The sequence below is a fragment of the Curtobacterium sp. MCLR17_034 genome (assembly GCF_003234485.1).
Taxonomy (GTDB): Bacteria; Actinomycetota; Actinomycetes; order Actinomycetales; family Microbacteriaceae; genus Curtobacterium; species Curtobacterium flaccumfaciens.
This window is the reverse complement of sequence record NZ_QKTH01000004.1, coordinates 1-7876: the sequence shown is the minus strand read 5'-3', so window position 1 is coordinate 7876 and position 7876 is coordinate 1. Positions and strand designations below refer to the sequence as shown.

Here is a 7876-nt window from a genome sequence, read left to right as displayed (position 1 = left end):
CCGGGGGGGGGGGGGGGGGGGGGGGGGGGGGGGGGGGTGGGGGGGGGGGGGGGGGGGGAGCTACGCGAGCGGCGCGACCGCCACGGGTGCGCCGAGCAGGCGCACGGCGACGGGGTCGCCGGTGGCCCGGCGGTCGCCGACCTCGTGCTGGACGGTCACGACGGTGTCGTCGTCCAGGCGGACGGTGGTGCGGCGGATCGACCCGAGGAAGCTCGAGGTGACGACGGTGCCGGTGATGCCCTCCGGGGCGAAGGCGATGTCCTCCGGCCGGACGTAGGCGAGCACCGGCCCGTCCGGAGCCGAGGAGTCGAGGGCCGGCACCCTGAAGCCGTACACGAAGACGTCGCCCCCGCGCAGGTCGCCCTGCAGCCGGTTCGACTGACCGACGAAGTCCGCCGTGAAGGCCGACGACGGGGTGCGGTAGAGCTCCTCGGGCGTGCCGACCTGCTCGACGTCGCCCGCCTGCATCACGGCGATCCGGTCGGAGACGGCGAGCGCCTCCTCCTGGTCGTGGGTGACGAACACGGTGGTGATGCCGAGGTCGCTCTGGATGCGGCGGATCTCGTCGCGCAGCGACACCCGGACCTTCGCGTCCAGGGCCGACAGCGGCTCGTCGAGCAGGAGCACCCGGGGGCGGGTGACCAGGGCACGGGCCAGGGCGACGCGCTGCTGCTGCCCGCCGGAGAGCTGGTGCGGGTACCGCTCGGCGAACTCGCCGAGGCGGACCATGTCGAGGGCCTCGACCACGCGGCTCTTGCGCTCGGCGGCGGGGACCCGGCGCATCTCGAGGCCGAAGGCGACGTTCTGCCGCACCGTCATGTGCGGGAACAGCGAGTACTGCTGGAACACCATGCCGATGTCGCGCTTGTTGACCGGGGTGTCGGCGACGTCCTGTCCGTCGATGCGGATCGAGCCGGCGTCGATCGCCTCGAGGCCCGCGAGCGCGCGGAGCGCCGTCGTCTTGCCGCAACCGGACGGGCCGAGGAGCGAGACGAACTCCCCCGGCTCGACGCGGAGGGACAGTCCGGCGAGTGCACGGTGTGCGCCGTAGTGCTTCTCGACGGCGTGGAGTTCGACGACGGCACCGGTGGTGGCGAGGGACGCCGGGGCTGCCGGAGCGGTGACGGTCATGCGGACTCCTCGAGGCGGGGACGACGGGTGGTGCGGGTGCGGCGGACTCGGCCCGTGCGACGGGTCCCGATGCGGCCGATAAGGACGAGCAGCACGAAGCCGAACGCGAGCGCGGCGACCGAGAAGATCGCGGCCACGTACGGGTCGGTCCCCTGCACGAGCACGAGCCCGGTCTGGAACGTGATGCGGGAGAGGAACGCGGCGAGGGTGTACTCGCCGAGGACCACGGTGATCGTGAGGAAGCACGCGGCGGTGATGCCCCGGCGCAGGTTCGGCAGGAGCACGCGCCAGGTGACGGTCCACCACGAGGCACCGAGTGAGCGGGCCGCCTCGGACAGGACGATCAGGTCCGTCGCGGTGATGGCGGCGGCGATCGGGCGGAACGCGAACGGCAGCGTGATGATCCCGATCGCGAACGCCAGCGTCCAGGAGCCGGATCCGAAGACCTGCGAGACGACCTGGTACACGGGGATGAACCCGACGACGAGCACCACGACCGGCACGGTGATCGGCACGATGCAGACGAACTCCAGGACGCTCCGGAGCCTGGGGTAGCGGAGCGCGGTGATGATCTGGGCGGGCAGCAGCACGAGCAGCACGATCCCGACGGTGATCACGGCGATGAGCAGCGACGCCCCGAGCCCGTCGAACACCGGCTGGTAGGTGAACGCGTTGGCCGGGTCACCGATCGCCGCCCAGTGCGCGAAGGTGAGCCCGCCGTCGGTGCCCTGCCGGAAGGTGAACTGCAGCAGGGCGACCAGCGGCACGGCGAACAGGAGCCCGATCACGGTGAGCACGATCGCTGCCGCACCACGGGACGGGGCCGTGCCGAAGCGGCGGACGCGGGACGGGCCTCCGAGCCGAACCGGCTGCGCCGGGCGGACCGGACGGACCGGGGCCGCCGCGCTCATCGCTGCCACCGTGCGGCACGGCGCTGCAGCAGCGAGTACGCGCCCATCACGACCGCCATCACGACGACCATGCCGAAGGCGAGCACCCCGGCGACGTTCTGCAGGCCGGCGAGCGTCTCGCTGGTGAGCTGCGTGCGGATCGTCAGCGGCACGATGCCGCCCTGCGAGATGAGGGCCGCGGCGGTGGCGAACGACGAGAAGCCGTTCGCGAAGAGCAGCAGGAGCGACCCCCAGAACGCCGGCGCCAGGACCGGCAACGCGATCCGGCGCCAGTACGTCAGGCGCGAGGCCCCGAGGGTCGCGGCGGCCTCGCCCCACTGGGCCTTGACGCCCTCGAGTGCGGGCATGAACGTGAGGACCATGAGCGGCACCTGGAAGTAGACGTAGGGGATCACGAGCCCGGGCACCGTGTACAGGAAGGCGCCGTCCGCGTTGAGGTCGACGTGGAAGACCGTGACCAACCACGTCGTGACGAGGCCTTGCACGCCGATCGTCGCGATGAACGCGAACGCGAGCATGACGCCACCGAACTGGGCGAGGACGCTCGCCGCCGAGTCGATCATCGACCGGACCAGCCCGTCCGGCCGCAGTGCCGAGAGCGCCCAGCAGACGACCGCGCCGAGCACGGCACCGATGACCGCGGAGGCGGCGGACAGGCCGAACGACCCGCCGAACGCCCGAAGCACGGACGGGTCGGCGAAGGCCGCGAGGTTCGCGAACGTGAACGCTCCGGAGCCGTCGAAGAAGCCACTGCCGATCGCGATCACGGCAGGGACGGCGAGGAACAGCAGGACGTAGGCGGCGAAGGGGGTCAGCCCCAGCCAGGCGAGGCCGATGCGGCGCCGGACACGGGGTCCGGCGCCGCGTCGGACGGCATCGGCGGACGCTCGTGCGGACGTCGGGCGCACGGGGCTCGTCGCGCTCGTCGCGCTCGTCGCCGGTGCGGCGTCGGTCGCGGCTGTGCCGCTCGCCGCGGGCGCGTCTGCCGATGCGGTGGTCATGCTGCTCAGGACCCCATCGTCGAGGACCACTTGGCCTTGAGCACCTTGGCGGCGTCGGCGACCTGCGCGTCGGTCAGCTCGACGTAGTCCTTCGGCGCGCCACCGGCGGCGTCGAGGGCGTCCTGGTCGACCTTGCCCGACTTCGTCAGCGCGGCGAGGGTGGACGGGAAGGCGCCGGCCTGCAGGTACAGGTTCTGGACCTCGGGGCTGGCGATGTACTCCTCCCACAGGCGGGCGGCCGCGGGGTGCGGGGCGTCCTTGTTGATGGCCTGCGAGTAGTACGAGCCGAGCGCCTGCCCCTTCGGGACGACGGTCTTCCAGTCCTTGTTGCCACTCGCGCCCGCCGCCGGGCCCCAGGCCAGGTTGTTGTACGACCACTGGACGACGACCGGGGTCTCACCCGAGGCGACGGTGGCCTGCGTCGGCAGCACGTTCTGGAAGTTGCCGGCCTGCTTCAGCTTGCCGAAGAAGGCGACGCCCTTGGTGATGTCGTCGGCGGAGCCGCCGTTCTCCAGCGCCGCCAGGTACACCGCGGACGCGGCCTGGTTCGCCTGCGTCGGGTCGCCGCCGATCGAGACCTTGCCCTTGTACTCGGAGCCGAGCAGGTCCGTCATGTCCTTCGGGGCGTCGGAGATCTTCGACGAGTCGTACCCGATCGACATCAGGCCGGTGTAGTCGCGCGTCCAGGCGCCGTCCTCGTCCTTCAGGTTCGTGGGGATGTCGTCCCAGTTCGCGACCTTGTAGTCGGCGAACAGGTCGAGGTTCTCCTGCAGGACGGCGTTGCCGAGGTCGAGCACGTCGGGGGCGGTGCTCTGGCCCTTCTGCGACTTGACCGCGGCGACCTCGTCGGCGCTCGAGCCGTTCGGGTTCGCGGAGTTGATCTTGATGCCGTACTTCTTGGTGAAGCCGTCGATGATCTTGCCGTAGTTGGCCCACGTCGGCGGGAGCGTGATGACGTTGAGCTGGCCCTCGGCCTTGGCGGCCTTGACCAGGGCGTCCATGCCGCCGGCGGACTCGGCGCTGGTGGTGGTCTTCCAGTCGGCGTCGCCCTTGCTCGTGCTGGCGGAGCTCGTCGAGGAGCATCCGGCGAGGGTGACGACTGCGGCGGCGGCCAGGGCGATGCCGGCCAGGGTGCGCTTGTGCTGCACGGGTGGGCCTTTCGGGTGGGGGGAGGTGCTGCGCCAGACCGGGTGTCCGGGTTCTGGTCGATCGTGGACGCGGCCGGTTTCCGGCCCGTGCTCCGGTGGTGAACGACGGCGGAACAGCGGGTGCGGCTGTACGCTTTGCTCGTTCTGGGCGCAGGGTCGCGCCCACACCAGGCCTGGAGGCACGGATGCGGTTCACGACGACGGTCCTGCAAGCGCGGAAGACGGCGACCGGACTCCCCGTCCCGGAGTCCGTCATCGAGGCGCTCGGATCCGGCAAGCGCCCCGCGGTGGTCGTCACGATCGACCGGGGCTACACCTACCGCTCCACCATCGGGGTCATGGACGAGCAGTTCCTGGTGCCGCTGTCGGCCTCGCACCGTGCGGCCGCCGGGATCACCGCCGGGGACACCGTCGAGGTCTCGCTCGAGGTCGACACCCTGCCCCGGACCGTCGACCTGCCGGAGGACCTGGCCGCCGCGCTGCAGGAGGCCGGCGTGCGTGCGGCGTTCGACACCCTGTCGAACTCACGGCAGCGCGCACTCGCCGACCCGGTCGCGCAGGCGAAGGCCCCGGAGACCCGGGCCCGGCGGATCGAGAAGGCCGTGGAGTCCCTGCGGGGGTAGGGGTGCGGCGGGCGGGGTCGGGCGGCCTGGTCGTTCCGGGCGTACCTGGTCGATTCGGGCGTACCTGGTCGGAAGTTCTCGGCAGGTATGCCCGAAAGCGCCAGGTATCGCGGGCGTTCTGGGAAAGAACGGGCGCGCTCAGGCCCCGAGCTCGACCAGGACCCGCGGGATCTCGGTGACGAGTTCGCTCGCCAGGTACCCGAGCGGCCCGACCTGCACCGCGAGTCGGTCACCTGCGGCAGCGTGCACGTAGGACGCCCACGCCACGGCCTGTGCCGGATCAGCGCCGCGGGCGAGCAGGCCGGTGACCGCGCCGGACAGCACGTCGCCACTGCCGCTCGTGCCGAGACCGCCGGAGCCGGTGCCCTTGAGCCACGCCCGACCCTGCGGTGTGGCGATGGCGTCGCCGAGGGCAACGACCGCTCCGAAGCGGTTCGCGATCGCCACCGCGTCGGCCACGTCGTCGTCGCTGCACTCCCGCCCGAGCAGGCGTTCGGCCTCGCCGGAGTTCGGCGTCATCACGAGCCGTCCACGCAGCGGTTCCAGGCGGTCCCGCACGTCGGCGGCCACCCCGAGGGCGAAGGCGTCGAGCACGACGGTGGTCTGCGGACCGACGACGTCGGCGAGTCCGGCCACCAGGTCACGGGAACCGTCCGGCTCGTCGAGGCCCGGCCCGACCAACACGGCGTCGGCGCTCGAGGCGCTGTCGGCGATGCCCTCGATCGCACCGACGGCGATGTGTCCGTCCTGGTCCTCGTCGAGGGGTTCGACCCCGGACTCGGGCACCGCGACCGCGACCTCGTTCGCCACGCTCCGGCCGACCGCCAGGGTGAGGCGACCGGCGCCGACGCGGAGTGCGGCGAGCGCGGAGAGCATCGCGGCGCCGGGGGTCCGGGCGGCGCCGCCGACGATGAGCACCTGCCCGCGGCCGTACTTGCCGGCACCGGGTTCGGGCAGTGGCCAGTCCCGCAGGAAGTTCGGGGTGACGGGTTCAGTGGACATGTTCGTCGTCCTTCCGGCCGGTGTGCTGGGTGACCTCGTCGTCGTCCAGGTGTCCGATGGAGGAGAACTCCTCGAGCACCCACGGCGATCCGGCATCGTCACGACGGAGTCGGGTAAGAGAGGCGTTCGCGACGGCGTGGGTCCGGGCGAACTCCATGAGCGCCGGCTCGTCGAGGTCGAGGCACACCGCGACGGCGAGCATCACCACGGCGTCGTGCGCGGCGATCACCAGGCGCTCGGCGCCGTCGACCCGCTCGACATCGCCGAGGAGCGACCGGAGCCGGAGCATCACGTCCGCCCACGACTCCCCGCCCGCCGGCCGGTGGTAGTACTTGCCAAGCCACTGCCGCCGGCGTTCCTCGTCCGGGTACCGGTTGCGGACGCCCTGCAGGGTCAGTAGGTCGAGGACGCCGAGTTCACGGTCGCGCAGCCGCTCGTCCACCCGCTTCTCGGGTTCGGTGATGCCGGCTGCCTCGAGCGCGATCGCGATGGTCTGTTGTGCGCGGAGGTACGGGGACACCCACAGCGCGACGGGGACGTCGTCGATCCCGCGGTCGGCGAGCTCCTGCCCGAGGGCCCGGGACTGATCGGTGCCGAGCGGGCTGAGCGGGACGTCGGCGTCCCGGAACTCGACGTCGATCACGTCCTCACCCGCGGCTTCGGCCCGAGCCGCCGCGACGTTCGCGACCGATTCGCCGTGACGGACGAGCCAGATCTCCTGCACTGCCATGCCGCCACGCTAGCCAGAGCGTGCTGTGCCGGTTCACCGGCGCCGGACGATCACCCCGTGCGGTGCCGGACGGTCGCCCCGCGCGGCGCCGGACGGTCACCCCGCGCGGCGCCGGACGGTCAGCCCGTCCGGAGTCGGACGGTCACCCCGTACGGAGCCGAGCGCTCCGGACCGGGCGGACCGCGCACGGGAGCCCCGCCGCCCGGAGTCGCAGCGCCAGCGCATCGAGGTCGAACAGGTCTCGCCACTCGAGCCGGATGATCGTCCGCACACCCGGCACGGTGAGCAAGCGACCGTGCCGCCGCTTCTCGTCGAGGAACACCTCGGTCGGACTCCGGCCGCCCAGGTAGCGCTCCTGCGAGTACTTGGCCCGTCCGTCGATCTCGACGATGACCCCGTGGTCCGGGAACCAGAAGTCGACTGCGGACCGACGTCCGTCGACGACGAACTCCTGTTGCAGCACCGGGTCCGGAAGCCCGAGCTCCCGGAACACGACCCGAGCGATCGACTCGGCCGGTGACCCGGACCGAGCATCGGCCAGGTCGAGCACCTGCTGCGCCAGGGCTCGGGCGCGGGCCTTCGGAGGAACCGCTCGTCGGAGATCGGCGTCGTCGAACCCACGTCGCAGTGCGGCGTCCGCGATGACGACGCCCGCCCGCAGGTCGCCGGTCATCGCCACGTCGACGACGGTCCGGGGGACGGAGGTGACCGCGATCGCACCGACCGTGGCCCGTTCGCCCCGACCGACGGGTCTCGTGTGCAGGACCAGCTCGGCGCTCCGGCCCCGGTACATCGACTCCGGCACGGTCGCGTGCACCGGGACGTCCCACCCGCCGAGCGCCGGGAGGCCGTGCAGGGCCGCCGCGGACAGGTGCGAGGCCGTCGCCCGCGTGCCGAGTCGACCGAGCCGCGCGAAGACCCGGGTGACGTACCGCTGACGAGGCCCGGCGGCGTCCCACGCGGCACCGTCGACGAAGGCGTTCGGTCCGACCCGGACCAAGCGGCCGACCCCCTGCGTCCGGGTTCGGCGGCGCAGGGTGGTGGCGTCGAGGCCGGCCTCGTGCATGGCGGAGGCTCGGAGGATGGGCAGCGACTCGTTCATGCACGTGACGATGCCGGACCGGCCATCCGTTCCGGAGACCGATGTCGGGAACTGTGGACGGGCCTCCAGGCCTGGGCGGTTGTGGAGGGGAGACGTTCCTTCCCAGAACGGCCGCGATACCAAGCGGAATCGGGCCTACCTGGCCGATTCTTTCGACCAGCTACGCCCGATTCGACCAGCTACGCCCGATTCCACCCGGTCACCCCCGGCCCGCCCACGCCCCCGGCC

The 7876-nt window shown here is 72.2% G+C and carries 8 protein-coding genes; 1 reads left to right on the top strand and 7 read right to left on the bottom strand.

The features are described 5' to 3' along the window. Positions 1-60: 60 nt before the first annotated feature. Genes DEI98_RS06010 through DEI98_RS05995 form a run of 4 tightly spaced genes read right to left on the bottom strand, consistent with a single transcriptional unit; the run spans position 61 to position 4191 of the window. Positions 61-1131, bottom strand: a complete 1071-nt coding sequence (locus DEI98_RS06010) for an ABC transporter ATP-binding protein (protein WP_111029033.1) — start codon at positions 1129-1131, stop codon at positions 61-63. Then, positions 1128-2042 (bottom strand): ABC transporter permease, encoded by a 915-nt coding sequence (locus DEI98_RS06005; RefSeq protein WP_111100213.1) that lies wholly within the window; start codon positions 2040-2042, stop codon positions 1128-1130. The genes DEI98_RS06010 and DEI98_RS06005 overlap by 4 nt, the downstream gene beginning before the upstream one ends. Continuing rightward, entirely contained in the window at positions 2039-3043 is a 1005-nt protein-coding gene (locus tag DEI98_RS06000) for an ABC transporter permease subunit (protein WP_258370749.1), read from the bottom strand. Before DEI98_RS06000 ends, DEI98_RS06005 begins: the two co-directional genes overlap by 4 nt. Before the next feature lie 5 nt (positions 3044-3048). Next, a complete protein-coding gene (locus DEI98_RS05995) occupies positions 3049-4191 on the bottom strand; it encodes an ABC transporter substrate-binding protein (RefSeq protein WP_111100211.1) in 1143 nt (380 codons plus the stop codon). A 185-nt stretch (positions 4192-4376) separates the two neighbouring features. On the opposite strand from DEI98_RS05995, the gene DEI98_RS05990 reads away from it, so the two are divergent. Continuing rightward, positions 4377-4814, top strand: a complete 438-nt coding sequence (locus tag DEI98_RS05990; RefSeq protein WP_110863150.1) for a YdeI/OmpD-associated family protein — start codon at positions 4377-4379, stop codon at positions 4812-4814. Positions 4815-4952: 138 nt separating this feature from the next. Here DEI98_RS05990 and DEI98_RS05985 read toward each other — a convergent pair whose 3' ends face one another. The 3 genes from DEI98_RS05985 to DEI98_RS05975 all read right to left on the bottom strand — a co-directional run bounded on the left by DEI98_RS05985 (position 4953) and on the right by DEI98_RS05975 (position 7648). Further along, a complete protein-coding gene (locus tag DEI98_RS05985) occupies positions 4953-5816 on the bottom strand; it encodes an NAD(P)H-hydrate dehydratase (protein ID WP_111029028.1) in 864 nt (287 codons plus the stop codon). After that, a complete protein-coding gene (locus DEI98_RS05980; protein ID WP_111100210.1) occupies positions 5806-6546 on the bottom strand; it encodes a histidine phosphatase family protein in 741 nt (246 codons plus the stop codon). Before DEI98_RS05980 ends, DEI98_RS05985 begins: the two co-directional genes overlap by 11 nt. Positions 6547-6688: 142 nt before the next feature. Beyond that, complete coding sequence (locus tag DEI98_RS05975) at positions 6689-7648, bottom strand: hypothetical protein (protein WP_111100209.1); 960 nt, start codon at positions 7646-7648, stop codon at positions 6689-6691. Positions 7649-7876: the final 228 nt, after the last annotated feature.